Source organism: Salinicola sp. V024 (genome assembly GCF_052645315.1).
Genome location: NZ_JBQXYB010000001.1, coordinates 560,049 through 577,466 on the forward strand (window position 1 = coordinate 560,049; position 17,418 = coordinate 577,466).

General features: G+C 63.0%; 18 protein-coding genes and 1 pseudogene. 15 read left to right on the plus strand and 4 right to left on the minus strand.

Annotated elements, in window-relative coordinates; translation table 11 throughout:
- Positions 1–66: 66 nt before the first annotated feature.
- The 13 genes and pseudogenes from urtB (at position 67) to ACUN9V_RS02590 (ending at position 11,411) form a co-directional block, all read left to right on the plus strand.
- Positions 67–1,692, plus strand: a complete 1,626-nt coding sequence (gene urtB / locus ACUN9V_RS02530) for an urea ABC transporter permease subunit UrtB (protein WP_445510236.1) — start codon at positions 67–69, stop codon at positions 1,690–1,692.
- Complete coding sequence (gene urtC, locus ACUN9V_RS02535; protein ID WP_445510237.1) at positions 1,689–2,810, plus strand: urea ABC transporter permease subunit UrtC; 1,122 nt, start codon at positions 1,689–1,691, stop codon at positions 2,808–2,810. Before urtB ends, urtC begins: the two co-directional genes overlap by 4 nt.
- 83 nt (positions 2,811–2,893) lie before the next feature.
- Positions 2,894–3,679: an urea ABC transporter ATP-binding protein UrtD gene (urtD, locus tag ACUN9V_RS02540; protein ID WP_439284867.1), complete on the plus strand. Its 786-nt coding sequence runs from the start codon at positions 2,894–2,896 to the stop codon at positions 3,677–3,679.
- Positions 3,679–4,374 carry an urea ABC transporter ATP-binding subunit UrtE gene (urtE, locus tag ACUN9V_RS02545; RefSeq protein ID WP_445510238.1) on the plus strand — a complete coding sequence of 232 codons (696 nt, stop codon included), beginning with the start codon at positions 3,679–3,681 and terminating at the stop codon, positions 4,372–4,374. Before urtD ends, urtE begins: the two co-directional genes overlap by 1 nt.
- Positions 4,371–5,318: an urease accessory protein UreD gene (locus ACUN9V_RS02550; RefSeq protein WP_445510239.1), complete on the plus strand. Its 948-nt coding sequence runs from the start codon at positions 4,371–4,373 to the stop codon at positions 5,316–5,318. The genes urtE and ACUN9V_RS02550 overlap by 4 nt, the downstream gene beginning before the upstream one ends.
- 165 nt (positions 5,319–5,483) lie before the next feature.
- Positions 5,484–5,786 (plus strand): urease subunit gamma, encoded by a 303-nt coding sequence (locus ACUN9V_RS02555; RefSeq protein WP_075562939.1) that lies wholly within the window; start codon positions 5,484–5,486, stop codon positions 5,784–5,786.
- A 69-nt stretch (positions 5,787–5,855) separates the two neighbouring features.
- Positions 5,856–6,158: pseudogene (locus tag ACUN9V_RS02560) on the plus strand (urease subunit beta); the annotation flags it as partial.
- Between the two features lie 167 nt (positions 6,159–6,325).
- Positions 6,326–8,032, plus strand: coding sequence for an urease subunit alpha (gene ureC, locus ACUN9V_RS02565; protein WP_075562940.1), 1,707 nt, complete (start codon positions 6,326–6,328; stop codon positions 8,030–8,032).
- 93 nt (positions 8,033–8,125) lie between these two features.
- Entirely contained in the window at positions 8,126–8,779 is a 654-nt protein-coding gene (gene ureE, locus ACUN9V_RS02570) for an urease accessory protein UreE (protein WP_445510240.1), read from the plus strand.
- A 3-nt stretch (positions 8,780–8,782) separates the two neighbouring features.
- Positions 8,783–9,469, plus strand: a complete 687-nt coding sequence (locus tag ACUN9V_RS02575; RefSeq protein WP_445510241.1) for an urease accessory protein UreF — start codon at positions 8,783–8,785, stop codon at positions 9,467–9,469.
- 25 nt (positions 9,470–9,494) lie between these two features.
- Positions 9,495–10,157 carry an urease accessory protein UreG gene (gene ureG, locus ACUN9V_RS02580; protein WP_110693338.1) on the plus strand — a complete coding sequence of 221 codons (663 nt, stop codon included), beginning with the start codon at positions 9,495–9,497 and terminating at the stop codon, positions 10,155–10,157.
- Positions 10,158–10,234: 77 nt separating this feature from the next.
- Positions 10,235–10,840, plus strand: coding sequence for a HupE/UreJ family protein (locus ACUN9V_RS02585; protein WP_110693337.1), 606 nt, complete (start codon positions 10,235–10,237; stop codon positions 10,838–10,840).
- Positions 10,841–10,973: 133 nt separating this feature from the next.
- On the plus strand, positions 10,974–11,411 hold the full coding sequence (locus ACUN9V_RS02590) for a hypothetical protein (protein ID WP_439303881.1): 438 nt from the start codon (positions 10,974–10,976) through the stop codon (positions 11,409–11,411).
- A gap of 150 nt (positions 11,412–11,561) precedes the next feature.
- Here ACUN9V_RS02590 and ACUN9V_RS02595 read toward each other — a convergent pair whose 3' ends face one another.
- Complete coding sequence (locus ACUN9V_RS02595; RefSeq protein WP_445510242.1) at positions 11,562–12,380, minus strand: DUF1206 domain-containing protein; 819 nt, start codon at positions 12,378–12,380, stop codon at positions 11,562–11,564.
- A gap of 308 nt (positions 12,381–12,688) precedes the next feature.
- On the opposite strand from ACUN9V_RS02595, the gene ACUN9V_RS02600 reads away from it, so the two are divergent.
- Positions 12,689–12,919 (plus strand): hypothetical protein, encoded by a 231-nt coding sequence (locus tag ACUN9V_RS02600; protein WP_075562946.1) that lies wholly within the window; start codon positions 12,689–12,691, stop codon positions 12,917–12,919.
- Positions 12,909–14,420, plus strand: coding sequence for a sodium:solute symporter family protein (locus tag ACUN9V_RS02605; RefSeq protein ID WP_445510243.1), 1,512 nt, complete (start codon positions 12,909–12,911; stop codon positions 14,418–14,420). Before ACUN9V_RS02600 ends, ACUN9V_RS02605 begins: the two co-directional genes overlap by 11 nt.
- A gap of 21 nt (positions 14,421–14,441) precedes the next feature.
- On the opposite strand, the gene ACUN9V_RS02610 is transcribed toward ACUN9V_RS02605, so the two are convergent.
- The 3 genes from ACUN9V_RS02610 to ACUN9V_RS02620 form a co-directional block, all read right to left on the minus strand.
- The gene (locus ACUN9V_RS02610) at positions 14,442–15,188 is read right to left on the minus strand and encodes an amino acid ABC transporter ATP-binding protein (protein WP_445510244.1); all 747 of its coding nucleotides are present in this window, start codon (positions 15,186–15,188) and stop codon (positions 14,442–14,444) included.
- Entirely contained in the window at positions 15,185–15,859 is a 675-nt protein-coding gene (locus ACUN9V_RS02615) for an amino acid ABC transporter permease (RefSeq protein ID WP_110693333.1), read from the minus strand. The genes ACUN9V_RS02610 and ACUN9V_RS02615 overlap by 4 nt, the downstream gene beginning before the upstream one ends.
- Positions 15,860–15,949: 90 nt before the next feature.
- A complete protein-coding gene (locus tag ACUN9V_RS02620) occupies positions 15,950–16,681 on the minus strand; it encodes an amino acid ABC transporter substrate-binding protein (protein WP_246837739.1) in 732 nt (243 codons plus the stop codon).
- Positions 16,682–17,418 lie beyond the last annotated feature (737 nt).

Sequence of the window (17,418 nt, forward strand, 5' to 3'; positions counted from 1 at the left end):
GTGAATCTCGCGTCGTGTGTGACGGCGCGGGATCTCCTTCGAGCATCGCATCGTGAGCGTTGAACCATGACCCCGAATTCTTCAGCAGGTGGCCGCTCTCTCGGGCGCCTGATCATCGAGTGTCTGTTGCTCTGCCTGCTGCTCTGGGTGGCGGTTCTCGCCCGGCCCGCCGCGGCGGCTCCTGCCGAGCCGCAGACGCTACTGGAGGCACTCGATACCAATAGCTTCCAGGCCAAGGGCGACGCCGCTCAGGCGATCGCCGACAGCGATATAGAGCAGAAGACGCGCTGGCTGCAGGCGCTGCTCGACGGTCGCCTGGGTAAGGAGCGGCGCGGTGAGCGCTTTTACATCATTACCGATGATAGCGGTCGCGAGTGGCCGATCATCGACGCCATCACCCTCGAAGACGCCGGCACCGGCACCCGGCGCACGGTCGATGTCTTCAAGATCAACAACGACCTGCGTACTCGGATCGAGGGGCTGCTGGCCTCGCTCTCCCTGAGCGCCGGAGACGAGGCGTCACGGCTATCGGCGGCCAGTCGCCTGATCGGCGAGGTCACGGCCGACAGCGCCGACAGCGTTCGCACGATGCGCGACCAGGAGAAGAGCGAGGCGGTTCGCGGCCAGTTGGCTGTCGCACTGGCGCTCTTTGATGTGCAGCAGGGCGATGCCGATGCGCTCGAGACGCTGCGCGGCAATCTCGACACCCGCGTGCGCAATACCCTGACGCCGATCGCCGCCGGTGATTCGGCACTGGCCGCCGAGGCGCAGTCGGTGCTCGGCGGTATCGAGAGCAAGCGGGCCTGGTACGACCGCGCGCAGACGCTATTCTTCGGCCTCAGCGCCGGATCGATTCTGGTGCTGGCGGCAATCGGTCTGGCGATCACCTTCGGTGTCATGGGCGTGATCAACATGGCCCACGGCGAGCTGATCATGATCGGTGCCTATACCACCTGGATGATCCAGCAGGCGCTGCCCGGTCAGCCGGGGCTGGCGCTGGCACTGGCGATTCCCGGCGGCTTCCTGGTCGCGGGCGCGTTCGGCGTGGTGATCGAGCGCACCGTGATCCGCTTTCTCAAGGGCCGACCGCTGGAGACGCTGCTGGCGACCTTCGGTCTCAGTCTCGTCCTGCAGCAGCTGGTCCGCAGCGTGTTTTCACCGCTCAACCGCCGGGTGGCCTCGCCGGACTGGCTTCAAGGGGCGTGGCAGATCAACGAGGCGCTGTCGCTGACGCTCAATCGTCTGGCCGTTCTGCTCTTCTGCCTGGTGGTCTTCGCCGGGCTATGGGCGCTGATGCGCTATACCCGGCTGGGGCTCGAGGTGCGTGCGGTGACCCAGAACCGGGCAATGGCTCGCGCCATGGGCGTGCGCGCCAGCCGCGTCGACATGCTGACCTTCGGGCTGGGGGCGGGCGTCGCCGGGTTGGCCGGCGTGGCGCTGTCCCAGCTCACCAACGTCGGGCCGAACCTGGGCCAGAGCTATATCGTCGACTCCTTCCTGGTGGTGGTGTTCGGTGGCGTGGGCAATCTCTGGGGAACGCTGGTTGCGGGGATGTCGCTGGGGGTGATCAATCAGGTGCTGCAGCCCTGGGTCGGTGCCGTGCTGGCCAAGATCATCGTGCTGGTGGGCGTGATCCTGTTCATCCAGAAGCGCCCGCAGGGCATCTTCGCACCCAAGGGGCGGATCTCATGACGCTGACCGACAACCTCGGGCGTGGCGATCGTTCCCGTCAGGCCTTTCTCTCCCGCTCGACGCTGCTGACCAGCCTGGTGCTGATCGTCAGCATGCTGGCGGTGCTGATACTCAACGCGCTGCCGGACTCGAATGCTCTTCACGTCAGTGGGGCCACGGTAGCGCTGTTGGGCAAGTACTTCACGTACATGCTGCTGGCGCTGGCGGTGGATCTGATCTGGGGCTATCTGGGCATCCTCAGTCTGGGGCACGGCGCGTTCTTTGCGCTCGGTGGCTATGCCATGGGGCTCTACCTCAACGCGCAGACTTCGCCGCTACCCGGATGGCAGTCGATCATGAGCTATTTCCCGGTGGCGGCGCTGGCGATCCTGCTGGCGCCTGGCCTTTTGGCGCTGGTCTTCGGCTGGCTGGCATTTCGCTCCCGCGTTACCGGCGTCTACTTCTCGATCATCACCCAGGCGCTGACGTTTGCGCTGATGCTGGCGTTCAATCGCAACGAAATGGGGTTGGGTGGGAGCACCGGGCTGACCCGCTTCTACGAACTGCTGGGCTTCTCGCTCGCGGGCGAAGGCATGACCGTGGCGCTGTTCGTGGCCTCCGGCATGGCGGTGCTGCTGGCGTTCTGGCTATGCCGGGCGATCACGGTGTCGCGTCTCGGCCGGGTCAGCATGGCGACGCGCGATGCCGAAGCGCGGGTGCGATTCATCGGCTATCGGGTCGATCACGTCAAGCTGGCACTATTCGTGGTGTCGGCGATGATCGCCGGCGTCGCCGGGGCGCTCTACGTGCCCCAGGTCGGGATCATCAACCCCAGCACCTTCGCGCCGCTGTTCTCGATCGAGGTGGTGGTGTGGGTGGCGCTGGGTGGCCGGGCGACGCTCTATGGTGCCTTGCTGGGCGCGCTGGTCGTCAACTATCTGAAGACGGTGCTGACCGGCGCGATGCCGGATGCGTGGCTGTTCATCCTCGGTGGGCTGTTCGTGCTGGTCACGATGCTGCTGCCGCAGGGTATCGCCGGGGTGATTTCGCAGTGGCGCGGCAAACGACGGGATCACGAAGGGGGCCGAGATCGGCAGGAACAGCAAGATCGGCGGGAACAGCAGGAGGCGAGCGCATGAGTTCGATCGATAGCACCCTCGACAAGTCCTCCCGTTTGGGGCGTCTGCGGGAGCTCGCGCGTCCGGATCGGGTGTTCGACTTCATGGCGCCGGCGCAGTCGCCGGTGGATGTCCGGCACGGTCCGATTCTCTATCTCGAGGACGTCAGCGTCAGTTTCGACGGCTTCCGGGCCATCGATCGGCTCAATCTGACCATCGACGACGGCGAGTTGCGCTGCATCATCGGCCCCAACGGCGCCGGCAAGACGACGATGATGGACATCATCACCGGCAAGACCCGGCCGGATCAGGGCCAGGTCTGGTTCGGCAGTCGCCACAATCTGTTGACGCTGGACGAGCCGCAGATCGCCAACCTGGGGATCGGCCGCAAGTTCCAGAAGCCGACGGTGTTCGAGGCGCTCGACGTGAGCGAGAACCTGGAACTGGCCATGGCCGGCGATCGCCGAATCTGGAAGACCTTGCTGGCCCGCCTCGATCGGGAAGGCCAGGCCCGGATCGACGAAGTGCTCGAGACAACGGGGCTGACCTCGGAACGCTATCGCCTGGCCGGGGTGCTCTCCCACGGGCAGAAACAGTGGCTCGAGATCGGCATGCTGCTGATGCAGCGGCCCCGGCTGCTGCTGGTCGACGAGCCCGTCGCCGGCATGACCGAGCCGGAAATGCATCGTACCGCCGAGCTGCTGACGCGGCTGGCAGGCAAGCAGTCGGTGGTGGTGGTCGAACACGACATGGGCTTCGTGCGCTCGATCGCCCGCCAGGTCACCGTGCTGCATCAGGGCAGCGTGCTGGCGGAAGGCACCATGGACGAGGTCGCCGGCGACCCGCGGGTGATCGAGGTCTATCTCGGCGGCGACGAGGAGGCAGCCTGATGCTCAGCGTCGACAAGCTCGATCAGTACTACGGCGAGAGCCACATTCTGCGCGACCTGTCACTCGACGTGCCCGCCGGGCGCTGCACCTGCGTCATGGGGCGTAACGGCGTCGGCAAGACGACGCTGCTCAAGACGATCATGGGCGAGATGGCGGCGCGCAGCGGGGCGATTCGCTTCGACGGCGGAGACCTGCTCAAGCGCCGCCCGGAAGCACGAGCTGGCCTGGGAATCGGTTACGTGCCGCAGGGGCGCCAGATATTCGCCACGCTGTCGGTGGAGGAAAACCTGCGTATCGGCCTGCCGGCGCGAAGAGACAGGCAACGCAGGATTCCCGAGCGAATCTATGAGCTGTTCCCGGTGCTTGAGGAGATGCGCTATCGTCGAGGCGGCGATCTCTCCGGCGGTCAGCAGCAGCAGCTGGCCATCGGCCGGGCGCTGGTGCTCGACCCGAGGCTGCTGATTCTGGATGAGCCGGGCGAGGGCATTCAGCCCAACATCGTCGCCCAGATCGGTGAGGTCATCCGTCGTCTCAATCGCGAAGATGGTCTGACGGTATTGCTGGTGGAGCAGAAGCTGCCGTTCGCGCGCCAATACGCCGACGGGTTCATGATCATGGACCGCGGCCAGGCTGTGGCCAATGGCGATATTGCCGAACTGAGTGACGAATTGATCAAGCGACATTTGACGGTATGACGGCAGACCTTTCACGCCACTGGCGAACGGCGCCTGCGGATTCGGGCCATCGGTTTGATGCGAGCCGGCATTGGGACGCCTCGCTGTCGCTCGAGTTTGCCGCCCGTCCCACGGTAATGGCCACGGCAATGCCCGAGGCAACGCCCGCAGCGACGCGCACGCGGCTCATGCGCGCGCGTCACCATGGGCCTCTGCGGGTACAGCGGCCGTTCTACCCGGAGTCCCGCGTGGCGGGGCAGTCCGACCCCTGCCACGTCTATCTGCTTCATCCGCCGGGTGGCCTGGTCAGCGGCGATGCCTTGAAGGTCGACGTGGGCGTCCAGGCGGCAGCCCATGCGGTACTGACCACGCCGGCGGCGACCAAGCTCTACCGTGCGGACAGTCACGCCGTCGCCTGGTCGCAGATCAATCGATTCCGCGTCGAGGACGGCGGGATGCTGGAGTGGTTGCCGCAGGAAACCATTGCCTTCGATGGCTCCCGGGGTGAGCAACATACCGAGATCCTGCTGCAGGGAAACGCCCGCTGCCTGGGTTGGGAGATCATGGCCCTGGGGCGGCCGGCCAGCCATCTGCCATTCGAGAGCGGACGTATCGAGCAGCGCTTTCGATTGATGCACGACGGCCGGCCGTTGTGGCTAGAGCGTCAGCCGCTGGATCCACGGCACCCGCGTTTCGTGGGTCGCTGGGGGCAAGGCGGAGCGACGGTACAGGCGACGCTGTGGGCGGCTGGGCTGTCTTCGACGCAGGACGCCGTGGACGCGATTCGCGCGGCGCTGCCGGCGGCGACGAACTGGGCGGTGACTCAGCGCCACGGCGTCGTGCTGCTGCGTTATCTTGGCGGTTCGCGCAACGAGGCGTGGGCCCTGTGTCGGGCGGCCTGGGCATGCCTCAGACCGTTGCTGGCCGGACGCGAGGTCTGCGAGCCGAGGATCTGGCGAACGTGATCATCCAAAATCCGCCGTTCGTCGCGTTTTTGATAGCGCCCTGAAGCCGGCGCATGGCTTTTTACAGCGCCCCGAAGCCGGCGCAACATTGCAAAGCTCGTAGCTCGTAGCTCGTAGCTCGTAGCTCGTAGCTCGTAGCTCGTAGCTCACAGACAGGATATCGATATGGAACTGACACCCCGAGACAAAGACAAGCTGCTGCTGTTCAGCGCGGCGCAACTGGCCGAGCGACGACGCGCGCGCGGGCTCAGGCTCAACTACCCCGAGGCGGTGGCGCTGATCAGCTTCGAGATCGTGGAGGGCGCGCGCGATGGGCGCAGCGTGGCCGATCTGATGAGCTATGGCCGCGAGATATTGACTCGCGAGGATGTCATGGAGGGGATCGCCGAGATGATCCATGAGGTCCAGGTCGAGGCGACTTTTCCGGACGGTACCAAGTTGGTCACGGTTCACGACCCCATCGTCTGACGCGGCTGCGTTCGATCAGACAGCGGAAACGTCGCTCCACAGGACAAGAATCGATAAAAGGGGAAACCGATGATTCCCGGTGAAATGCAGATTCAGGATGGCGAGATCGAGCTCAATGCGGGCCTCGAGACGATCACGCTGGATGTCGCCAATACCGGTGACCGGCCGGTTCAGGTCGGCTCTCACTACCATTTCGCCGAGACCAACCCGGCGTTGGCGTTCGATCGCGCCAAGGCGCGGGGCTATCGCCTCGACGTGCCGGCCGGTTCGGCCATTCGTTTCGAGCCGGGCCAGACTCGTGAAGTGACGCTGGTGCCTTACGTCGGCGAGCGGCGAGTCTTCGGCTTTCGCGGTGATGTCATGGGTTCGCTTTCTAACGCGCCCACAGCCGCGCGAACTAACGCTAACGCGCCCACAGCCGCGCGAACTAACGCGCCGCCTTCGAATGCGCCGCCTTCCAATGCGCCCAAGGCTGCGCAGGACACGCAAGCCACGCGTAGGGCACGCGATGATAACGGCGACGAAGGGGGAGCGAACTGATGGTCAAGATCACCCGGCAGGCTTATGCGGACATGTATGGCCCCACCGTCGGCGACCGCGTGCGACTGGGCGACACTGAGCTGTGGATCGAGGTCGAGAGCGATGCGACCGTCTATGGCGATGAGGTCAAGTTCGGCGGCGGCAAGGTCATCCGCGATGGCATGGGCCAGAGCCAGCGTCACGATGATTCGGTGATGGACACGGTCATTACCAATGCGCTGATTCTCGACTGGTGGGGCGTGGTCAAGGCGGATGTCGGTCTGCAGAAAGGGCGGATCGCGGCGATCGGCAAGGCGGGGAATCCGGACGTGCAACCTGACGTCGAAATCGTCATCGGCCCGGGTACCGAGATCATCGCCGGCGAGGGCAAGATTCTCACTGCCGGCGGCATCGACGCACACATTCACTTCATCTGTCCGCAGCAGGTCGAGGAAGCGCTGATGAGCGGGGTGACGACGATGCTCGGCGGCGGCACCGGTCCCGCGACCGGGACCAACGCCACCACCTGCACGCCGGGCGAGTGGCACCTGGGCAAGATGCTGCAGGCGATCGATACGCTGCCGATGAATATCGGCCTGCTCGGCAAGGGCAACGCCAGCCTGCCCGACGCGCTAGAGGCCCAGATCGTCGCCGGGGCGATCGGGCTCAAGCTGCACGAGGACTGGGGCACCACGCCGGCCTCGATCGACAACTGCCTGAGCGTGGCCGAGCGTTTTGATGTGCAAGTGGCAATCCACACCGACACGCTCAACGAATCCGGCTTCGTCGAGGACACCCTGGCGGCGTTCAAGGAACGCGGCATTCACACCTACCACACCGAAGGGGCCGGGGGCGGTCACGCGCCGGATATCATCACCGCCTGCTCGAAGGACTACGTGCTGCCGTCGTCGACCAACCCGACGCGGCCCTACACGGTGAATACCATCGACGAGCATCTCGACATGCTGATGGTCTGCCACCACCTCGATCCCAACATTCCCGAAGACGTGGCCTTTGCTGATTCGCGCATCCGCCGCGAGACCATCGCGGCCGAGGATATCCTTCACGACATGGGCGTGATCTCGATGATCGCGTCTGACTCCCAGGCGATGGGACGCGTCGGCGAGGTGGTCTGCCGAACCTGGCAGACCGCACACAAGATGAAAGTCCAGCGCGGCCTGCTGCCGGAAGACGAAGCGCTCGGCGCGGACAACTTCCGCGCGCGGCGTTATATTGCCAAGTACACCATCAATCCGGCGCTGACCCACGGTATCGCCCACGAAGTGGGATCCGTCGAGGTCGGCAAGCTGGCGGATCTGGTGCTGTGGAATCCGGTCTTCTTCGGCGTCAAGCCGGCATTGATCATCAAGGGCGGGATGATCGCTGCCGCGCCGATGGGCGATCCCAACGCGTCAATCCCGACGCCGCAGCCGGTTCACTATCGGCCGATGTTCGGCGCTTTCGGCAAGGCCGCCAGTGCGACGCGTCTGAGCTTCGTCAGCCAGGCGGCGCTGGACGCCGGGATCAAGTCGCGGCTGGGGCTGGAGAGTGAACTCTCCGCTGTCAGGCAGGTGCGAGACGTGCGCAAGAAGGACATGAAACTCAACGACGCCTGCCCGCACCTTACCGTCGATCCGCAGACGTATGAAGTTCGCGCGGACGGTGAGCTGCTGACCTGTGAACCGGCGACCGAGTTACCGCTGGCTCAGCGTTATCACCTTTTTTGATTCGACTATTCATCTGCCGGCCGGGCTTGTTTTCGGTTATCTATATCGAGGTCATCCCGAGTCCCGTATCCGGCCATCACGAGGTAGACAGACATGTGGAAATTGATTGAACGGCTCGAGGCGACATCCGATGCCGTTGCCGTCGACAGCGTGACGCTGCCGTTCGAACTGCGGATGCGGGGAAGATTGAAGGCCGTCAGCGACAACGGCCGCGAGATCGGTCTCTTCCTGGATCGTGGCCCGGTGCTTCGCGACGGGGCGCTGCTGCGCGCCGAGACAGGCGAAATCGTTGCGGTCCGAGCGGCCGACGAACCGGTGGTGACGGCAAAGACCGCGGCCGGTCTGGTCCAGGCTCGGCTCTGTTACCACCTGGGCAATCGCCATGTGCAGTTGGCGATCGGCGGCGACGAGGCGGGCGGCTGGGTACGATTCCCGCCGGACCATGTGCTCGAGGCCCTGGCGACGAGACTCGGGGCGACGCTCGAACACCACCGGGCGCCGTTCGATCCTGAGCCCGGCGCCTATGCCGAAGGCCATGGTCATGATCATGGGCCCGCATCCGGCTCCGGAGGCGGGCAAGGCCATGAGCATTCTGGTCAGTCCCACGACCATTCTCACGGCCATTCTCAAGGTCATGCCCACGACCATCCTCACGACCCGGTGCACGGCCATGGGCAGCGGCACGCCCAGGTCTACGATTTCCAGCACCATCTATCGCACCGCGACGGTCTCAAGCATGAGCTTTGAGTGATGGCGTCCGAGTCGACGCGCGATCCCTTGGCGCTGATGGGGTTGATGCAGTTGGTCAGTCCGGCCTTGCCGATCGGTGCCTTTGCCTGGTCTCAGGGTCTGGAGAGTGCATTCGAGCTGGGCTGGGTGAACGACGAAGAGGGGCTGGGCGCCTGGTTGTCGGGCGTGATCGAGGATGGCCTGACGTCGTGCGAGCTGCCGGTTCTGGCCAGACTGCAGACGGCCTGGGCAGACGAGGATCGGGAGACATTGCAGCGCTGGAACGACTGGCTCCAGGCCACCCGCGAGACTGCCGAGCTGGCGGAGGAGGACCGGAGGCTGGGGCAAGCCCTGGCGCGTCTGCTGGGCGATCTCGACCTACTGCCGGCTTCCGGCTGGTTACCCCAGCGACCCGCCTACGTCACGCTGTTTGCCTGGCTGGCCCATCGGCGCGGTATCGTCGTCGCCGACGCTCAGCTCGGCTTTGCCTGGGCGTGGCTCGAGAATCAGCTTGCGGCGGCCTGCAAGGCGCTGCCGTTGGGGCAGACGGCGGCCCAGCGGCTGATCGAGCGGCTGCGTCCCGAGCTTGCCATCGCAGTCGACACCGCCAACCGGTTGACGGATACCGAGCTGGGCCCGGTGTTACCGGGGCTGGCGCTCGCAAGCGCCCTGCATGAAACACAGTATTCGCGGCTGTTCCGCAGTTGAGAGTAGGCAAGGAGAGATGAGTACGATGAAGCACTGTTTACGCGTCGGTGTCGGTGGCCCGGTGGGTTCCGGGAAGACGGCACTGCTCAAGCAGCTGTGTCTGGCGCTGCGCAACCACTACGATATCGCGGTGGTCACCAATGATATCTACACCCGTGAGGATGCCGACTTCCTGCTGCGCCACGACGCGCTGGCAGCAGATCGGATCATTGGCGTGGAGACCGGGGGCTGCCCGCACACCGCGATTCGCGAGGACGCCTCGATGAATCTGGCGGCGATCGATGATCTCCACGCGCGGCATCCGGATCTGGAATTGGTGCTGGTGGAGTCCGGTGGCGACAATCTGGCCGCCACATTCAGTCCCGAACTGTCGGATCTGACGCTCTACGTGATCGACGTCTCTGCCGGCGACAAGATCCCGCGCAAGGGTGGGCCGGGTATTACCAAGTCGGATCTGCTGATCATCAACAAGATCGACATTGCCGACTACGTTCACGCCTCGCTCGATGTCATGGAGCGTGACGCCAAGATGATGCGCGGCGAACGCCCCTTCGTTTTCACCAACCTCCACGACGGTGTCGGTGCCGAGACCATCGTTCGCTTCATTCTCGATCGTGGCATGCTGCCCGAACGGCGCGGTGACGCCTGTCGTGCCATCCAGGATCAAGCACTGCTGACTGCCAACTGACGTTGCGTTCGTTGCATACAATATTCGTAAACTCAATATTCGTACGCCAATAGCCGTACGATCCAAGGAGAACTGTCATGACTTCATCCTCTGTCGCTGCTCGTCGTCTGGCCTGGCTGGCCGCGCCGCTGACGTTGCTGGTCGCGTCGGCGGCCCTGGCGCATCCCGGGCCGTTGCCGCATACCCACGGTGGAAGCTTCTTTGCCGGGTTGATGCATCCGTTGTCCGGCCTCGACCATTTGCTCGCGATGCTGGCGATCGGTTTGTGGAGCTGCCGTCAGGCGCCTGCGCTGCGTCGAGCCATGCCGCTGTTGATCGCGCTGGGCATGGTCGCCGGTGCCGGGCTCGCCTGGGCGGGCGTGCCGCTGCTCGGCGTCGAGTTCGGGATTGCATCGAGCGTTCTGCTGGCAGGGGTACTGCTGGCCAGCCTGGTCAAGTTGCCCAGCGCCTTGGGCGGATCGCTGGTGTTCGCGTTCATTCTGCTACACGGCCACGCTCACGGCAGCGAACTGGCACCGGGCGCCTCGGCGGCCCTCTACGCGCTCGGTTTCGTCATCGCCAGCGTCGCCATCACGCTGGTTGGGCGTTTCACCGGCAACTGGTTGATGCAGCGAGACAGCCGCTGGCTGCGCGGGATCGGCGCTGCCATCGCCGCCGCCGGTGGCGCGCTGATGCTGGGCTGAGAAGATTGAATGAGGGGCATGCATCTGAACTCGATGCGTCGGCGTATTCATTGACAGGCGACCAACGCCGCTTTGTCAGGGAACGTCTCGGACGTGACGCCACGTTCGATCATCGATACTGCAGGAGCCTCTTATGAAAATCTCTACTAGCCGCCGTTTCGGTCTCGCTACCGGTTTGATGTTGGTCATGTTGAGCGGTGCATCCGTGGCACAGACCGCCATGGACGATAGCGCGCCCAACAGCAGCAGCGATCAGATGGGCATGGCGAGCAAGGACAGCACCAACCGTGATGCGATGATCAATGGGATGTCTTCCTCGTCACATACGTCTTCCGCTAGCAATGCCATGGACGATAGTGCGCCCAACAGCAGCAGCGATCAGATGGGGATGGCGAGCAAGGATAGTGCTAACCGTGACGGGATGGTGAAGGGCATGCCCAGCCACGGCAATGCCGACGCGATGCAACCCACGATGGACAATAGCGCGCCCATGAGCGGCAGTGATCAGGAAGGCGTGGCTGGCAAGGACTCCACCAACAGCGAGCCACTCAATACAGGTGCGCCGCAGTAAGCCAGGAGCTATCCCGCGACGCCGCTGCATTCCGGGCGGCGTGTTGCTTGGTTGGCTGCGTCGATCGATTTCAGACCGCCTCGGCGGTCTTTTTTTCGTCTTTTCTCGAGTCAACATGCAGTGGCATGGGTCGGCGAAAGCTCTTCAGGGTCAATTCTTGGGATGTCTCACCCGGCGATAGCCAGCATTGATGAAGCAGTAACCACCGTACGCTATCAGCCCTATTGCGACCGCACCCAGCAGGTAATCCCCGAAAGGCTGGTGAGCCAGCAGATCCAGCGCGGCGCTGAGACCTTGAGCATCGCTGGGCGAAAGACGCCAGGCCGCCAGCGCCAGCAACCCCCCTATCAGCACGAAGGTGACGCCCCGCGCCGCCAGGCCCAGGCGCGCGATGGCCTCGAGCAATGGCAGGGGAGGGTTGGGCCGGCTCTGCAGGTGCCAGTTCTTGCGGTAGGAGCGCTTCCAGGCGCGGATCAGCTGATGGATGCCGACGCCGATGAACACCAGCCCGATGAGCAACAGTAGCCAGCGCCCGCCAGGGAGGCCCATCAGACGTTCGGTGCTTTGCGAGGATCCGCTGCTCTGCGACTGGGCGAAGCTCTGGAACACCAGCGTCGCACATTGCCAGGCGAGCGTGACGTATAGGCTACCGCTGATCACGAATCCCAGTCGTTGAATCCAGCCCCTCCAGTCGTTGCCCTTGCGCTCGGTATCCCAGACCGCCTGGGCCAGACGCCACAGCACGTAAGCGATCAGCCCCAGGCCAAGTATGGCCAGCAATACCCGCCCGAAAGGCCACAGCGCGATCTTGCGGATGACGTCCGAGGCCCCGCTTTCGCTGCCGCCAAGACCTATCGTGGTCAGCAGGGCCAACCAGCCGATCGTCAGATAGATCAGCCCTTTGGCGATATAGCCCGCCGATGCCGTATGTTGCAGCCACTCGCGTAGACTGAGGTGGTTCCCTTTCATGTTTGTCCTCGTATTGTTCGGCTACCGATGTCACGCACTGATCCCTGTCGCGCAGCTCGTCGCTGAATAATCGTCGACGAGTGCTCAGGCACCGTAGATAGCGCTCAGGCAAAAGGACACCCGGCGGGTGACGCGTCACTAGACTAGAAGAGAAAATGCTACAGCGATACGACGCAGGGTGCAGACTGCCGATCGCGATGCGTTATTCTATGCGCGCGCCGCGCTTTACGACGCCTGATTCTCCCAGGGCTGGATTTTTCAAAAAGCCGGATTTTCAACGGCTGGATCTTCAAAGGTTAAGCATCTCGATGAAACATTTTGTCGTCCGTCCGCGTTCAGGGATGGGGTGGACTTTGACCCTGACGTTCGTGGCACTGATCGCTCTGGGCCTGTGGCCGGTGATCGGCTGGCTCAATCAACCGCGACTCTGGCTGGGATTGCCCTGGATTGCCGTGTGGACCTATTTGATCGTGCTGGGTTGCTGGCTCGTCATGCTGATCGCCAACCGTTGGCTCAAGGCCTCTTCACATGACGACTAGTCTGTTACCTCTGTGGATCACGTTGGGCTATATCGGCATTGCGCTGTTCATCGGCTTGCGGGCGCGAGGCGGGCGCGTCATGGATAGCCTGGAGGAGTGGGGCGTGGCCGGGCGCAGCATGGGGCCTGTCACGCTCTATCTGCTGATCGCTGCCGGCAGCATCAGCGCCTATACCTTCATGGGCGCGCCGGGCTGGGCCTACAGCAAGGGGGTGGCGGTCTTCTATGTGGTGATCTATCTCTCCTATCTGGCGTTGGTGGCATGGTATTGCGGTCCCAAGGTATGGGCCTTCGGTCAGCGCTTCGGCCACGTGACTCAAGGCGCGGCAATTGCCGATCGCTACCAGAGCCCGCTGCTTGGCGGGCTGGCGGCGCTGGTCATGTCGATCGGCTCGCTCGCCTACGCGGTGCTTCAGACTATCGGTTCGGCCTATATCCTGTCGGTGATGAGTGGCGGGCGCATCCCCGTCTGGGCGGGCGTGGTGGTGATTCTGGGTGTCATCGCGGTCTATCTCTACGTCAGCGGTCAGCGAGCGATAGGCCTGACCAATGCCTTCCAGGGCATATTGATGCTGGTCGTGGCCTGGACGGTCGGACTGTGGGCGGCGCATCACGCCACCGGCGAGCTGGGCTTCGCGGGTGTCTTCGATCGGCTGGCCAGTGAACGGCCCGCTTTTCTGACCCTGCCTGGCGGTGACGGCAAGATGAGCTTCGCGTTCTGGACCACCTCGATCATCGTATCGATGCTGTCGTTCATGCCGCCGGTCTGGAGCCAGTGGATGAGCGCGCGCTCGGCCGAGACCATCCGGCGCAGCGCCACCTGGCTACCGACCTATTACATCGTCGTACTGCCGATGGTGGTGGTGGGGTTCATCGGGATCACCGCGCTGCCCAACCTCGATCGAGCGGATACCGTGGCGCTCGAGTACGCCCTGCAGCATCTGCCGAGCTGGTTGGTGGGGCTATTGGGGGCGGGGACCTTGGCCGCGGCGATGTCCTCCTGCGAACCGTTTCTGCATTCGGTATCGATGGCCTATGCCAAGGATATTGCTCAACCCCTGTTTCGTCTCAGTGAGGCGACCACCGCCCGTCTGGCCCGACGCCTGTTGATACCGATCATGGCGCTGATCGTGGCGCCGGTGGCGATCAGTGAACCGAGCAACCTGATCATGATTCTGCTGGTCGGACTGGGGTTCGCGACGCAGGTGCTGCCGGCGTTCATCGGCATGTTCCTGTGGACCCGCGCGTCGCGGTGGGGCGTACTGGCCGGGATCGCGAGCGGGTTCAGCGTCACGCTGGCGTTCACGCTGATCTGGCCCAATCCTCTGGGGATTCACGCCGGATTCTGGGGATTGATGATCAATCTGCCACTGTTCGTGGTCGTCTCGTGCCTGACCCCATCCGTACGGGACGACGTGGTCGAACGCTTCTTCGCGATCAGCGCGCCGGGGTTTTCAAAAGCCTCTAAGAGCACTTTTTCAAGATCGTCCTCAAGGCGCTGACCCCAGCGCGGCGGGCGTCGATCAGCCGACGTTCGCTGCCAGGATCTTGCGCAGGAACTGCTGCGTGCGTTCATCCTTGGGTTGGCTGAACAGTTCCGCGGGCGGCGCCTGCTCGATGATCCGACCCTGATCCATGAACACCACGCGGTCGGCGACCTCGCGGGCAAACTGCATTTCATGGGTCACGACGATCATGGTCTGATGCTCGGCCGCTAGCTGTTTCATCAGACCGAGCACTTCTTCCACCCATTGCGGATCCAGCGACGAGGTCGGTTCGTCGAACAGAATGACGTCGGCATTGGCGGCCATTGCCCGACCGATACCCACGCGTTGTTGCTGGCCGCCGGAAAGCGAGGCGGGGTAGGCATCGGCCTTGTCGGCCAGGCCGATACGCTCGAGAATCTCGCGCGCCCTGGCGTATGCCTTGGCCTTGGGGATGCGATCGACCACGATCATCCCTTCGGCAACGTTCTGGAGCGCGGTCTTGTTGGCGAACAGAGCGTAGTTCTGAAACACGAAGGCGGTACGTCGCCTGAGCGCGAGGATCTGATCTTGGGTGGCGCGAGTGGTATCGAAGCTGAGATCGCCGACGGTCAGATGGCCGGCGTCGGGCGTCTCGAGGAAGTTGATGCAGCGCAGCAGCGTGGACTTGCCGGTCCCCGAGGGCCCGACGATCACGATGATCTCACCGCGGTCCAGGCTGAGGTCGATCTCGTCGAAGACGACATGGTCGCCGAATTGCTTGCGGATACCCTTGAGTTCGATCATCGCTGATAAGCCCGATTGAGTCGTTTTTCCAGCCATTTCTGGATCCAGGAGAGCGCTTCGACCACGATCCAGTAGATCACCGCGACGACCAGGAAGGCCTCAAAATAGAGAAAACTCCCGGCGGCCTCTTTCTGGGTTGCGCCCATCAGCTCGGTGACGCCGAGGGTGAAGGCCAGTGATGTCGACTTGATCATGTCGATAAAGTAATTCATCAGTGTCGGCGTCGCGACACGGGTCGCCTGGGGCAGCACGATTCGCCGCATCAGTTGCGCTCGGGTCATGCCGATGGAGAGCGCGGCTTCGGTCTGGCTACGATCGATGCCGACGATCGCCGCGCGAATCGATTCCGCCATATAGGCTGAAAAATGCAGCGTCAGGCCGAGGATGGTGGCGGTGATACCGTTGATCGCAACCAGAAAGGTCAGCACCTGGGGTAGCCCGTAGTAGAACAGAAACAGCTGAACGAGCAGTGGCGTGCCCCGAAAGAACGAGATGAACAGCAGGGCGAAAGCGTTGAGGCCGGGAACGCGGGTTACCCGGATGACGGCCAGCAGACAGGCCAGCACCAGTGCACAGGCCATGCCGGCGGCTGCCATCTCCAGAGTCAGCGGCAGATAGCTCAGGAGAATGGGCACCAGGCCCAGCATGTAGTCGAAATCGAGGGCGTGCATAGGCCTTGGCGCTCCGCGGCTGGCGACTTCAAATAATGGAAAGGCCCATGACGTCGATCGGCGTCATGGGCCAGCGATGCTCGGTACCGATCACGGCTGGGTGATATCGGATCCGAACCACTTATTGGAAAGATCGCCCAGCTTGCCGCTATCACGTAACTTCGCGAGGGCGTCGTTGACACGATCTCGGAGTGCTTTGCCGGCTTCGTCATCGCGGAAAGGGTAGGCATTCTCGATCTTGGAAAAAGGCTGACCAGCCAACTGGAGCGGCAGCGGCTTGTCCTTGATGACCTGGGACGCGCTGACCCGATCCATGACGAATGCATCGGCGCGGCCAAGCGCGACATCCTGTTCGATGTTGGAATCGTAGGTCTTGATGTTGATCTGGTCCGCGTAGGGTAGTTCGTTGAGCAACTGCTCATAGTTAGAGCCAAGATTGACGGCGACCGTCTTGTCCTTGAGATCCTCGACGCCCTTGATGGCATCGTTACCCTTGCGAACCACGACCTGGGCACCGTCATAAACGTAAGGGGTGCTGAACAGGTACTTCTCCTGACGTTCCGGCGTGATGGTGATCTGGTTGGCGATGGTATCGATTCGATTGGAATCCAGCATGCCCGCCAGCCCGGAGAAGCTTGCCGTGACGAACTTGATGTCATCGCCAGTGATCTCGCCGATCGCGTTCATCAGATCGACCTCGAACCCCTTGAGATCATCGTGCTCGACGTAGGTGAACGGATAGTAGCCCCCAGACATCCCTACCCGGAGGGTATCGGCTTGCGCCACTGCGGCGCCCAGTGATGTCGACAACCCCAGCGCCATGGCCAAAGTGACTCGGCGGAGTGAAGTGCTCTTCAGCAAACGTTTTGACATGAGATCAAGACCCTTCGAGTGGAGATGTATGCAAGAGAGGCGCCATCTATTCGCCCAGCAGAGCACCGTAGAATAGCGCAATTTTATTTTTGGTAATAAGAAAAATAATTTATATGCCTATTTGTTTGGCTTTATCGGCCCGTCACCTGCTACCTACCTAGCCACGCCTCTCATCGTGTCTTTTATCATAGCCTGGCCCCGCCGCTGCTCCTGCTGTTCCATTCTACGAGCCACGAGCCACGAGCCACGAGCCACGAGCCACGAGCCACGAGCCACGAGCCACGAGCCACGAGCCACGAGCCACGAGCCACGAGCCACGAGCCACGAGCCACGAGCCACGAGCCACGAGCTGCCACGATGACCGCGTCAACGACCTCGTGCAATCCACGATACGGCGCTTGTCGAACAGCTTGTGCAGTCCGTATCAGAATCTATTGCTTACCAGGGTTCGCTGATCGGGGCAGGTACGTTGCGAGGGGTGGACTTATTTTGTACGCGGCTTTGCCGTCTGTAATGTATTGATCTAACATCTGTCACAACTCTTTTCGTGAAGGCTGCTGCAGGGACGTGACCAAGGGACTTGCGCGTTGCGCTGGTTAGTGGCATGGGCCAGGGAATGAGTCGCAAGGCTCAGGGCTTGAAAAGAGTTGGCGCGTAACCGGCTGATGTGTTGTGCGCCCTCTGTC

Coding starts and splice junctions, on each gene's coding strand:
- ACUN9V_RS02605 (WP_445510243.1), top strand. CDS start 12,909: ATGACGACTAGTCTGTTACCTCTGTGGATCACGTTGGGCTATATCGGC.
- ACUN9V_RS02555 (WP_075562939.1), top strand. CDS start 5,484: ATGGAACTGACACCCCGAGACAAAGACAAGCTGCTGCTGTTCAGCGCG.
- ACUN9V_RS02575 (WP_445510241.1), top strand. CDS start 8,783: ATGGCGTCCGAGTCGACGCGCGATCCCTTGGCGCTGATGGGGTTGATG.
- ACUN9V_RS02590 (WP_439303881.1), top strand. CDS start 10,974: ATGAAAATCTCTACTAGCCGCCGTTTCGGTCTCGCTACCGGTTTGATG.
- urtC (WP_445510237.1), top strand. CDS start 1,689: ATGACGCTGACCGACAACCTCGGGCGTGGCGATCGTTCCCGTCAGGCC.
- ureE (WP_445510240.1), top strand. CDS start 8,126: ATGTGGAAATTGATTGAACGGCTCGAGGCGACATCCGATGCCGTTGCC.
- ACUN9V_RS02595 (WP_445510242.1), bottom strand. CDS start 12,380: ATGAAAGGGAACCACCTCAGTCTACGCGAGTGGCTGCAACATACGGCA.
- urtE (WP_445510238.1), top strand. CDS start 3,679: ATGCTCAGCGTCGACAAGCTCGATCAGTACTACGGCGAGAGCCACATT.
- ACUN9V_RS02610 (WP_445510244.1), bottom strand. CDS start 15,188: ATGATCGAACTCAAGGGTATCCGCAAGCAATTCGGCGACCATGTCGTC.
- ACUN9V_RS02615 (WP_110693333.1), bottom strand. CDS start 15,859: ATGCACGCCCTCGATTTCGACTACATGCTGGGCCTGGTGCCCATTCTC.
- ACUN9V_RS02550 (WP_445510239.1), top strand. CDS start 4,371: ATGACGGCAGACCTTTCACGCCACTGGCGAACGGCGCCTGCGGATTCG.
- ureC (WP_075562940.1), top strand. CDS start 6,326: ATGGTCAAGATCACCCGGCAGGCTTATGCGGACATGTATGGCCCCACC.
- urtB (WP_445510236.1), top strand. CDS start 67: ATGACCCCGAATTCTTCAGCAGGTGGCCGCTCTCTCGGGCGCCTGATC.
- ureG (WP_110693338.1), top strand. CDS start 9,495: ATGAAGCACTGTTTACGCGTCGGTGTCGGTGGCCCGGTGGGTTCCGGG.
- ACUN9V_RS02620 (WP_246837739.1), bottom strand. CDS start 16,681: ATGGCGCTGGGGTTGTCGACATCACTGGGCGCCGCAGTGGCGCAAGCC.
- urtD (WP_439284867.1), top strand. CDS start 2,894: ATGGCGCCGGCGCAGTCGCCGGTGGATGTCCGGCACGGTCCGATTCTC.
- ACUN9V_RS02585 (WP_110693337.1), top strand. CDS start 10,235: ATGACTTCATCCTCTGTCGCTGCTCGTCGTCTGGCCTGGCTGGCCGCG.
- ACUN9V_RS02600 (WP_075562946.1), top strand. CDS start 12,689: ATGAAACATTTTGTCGTCCGTCCGCGTTCAGGGATGGGGTGGACTTTG.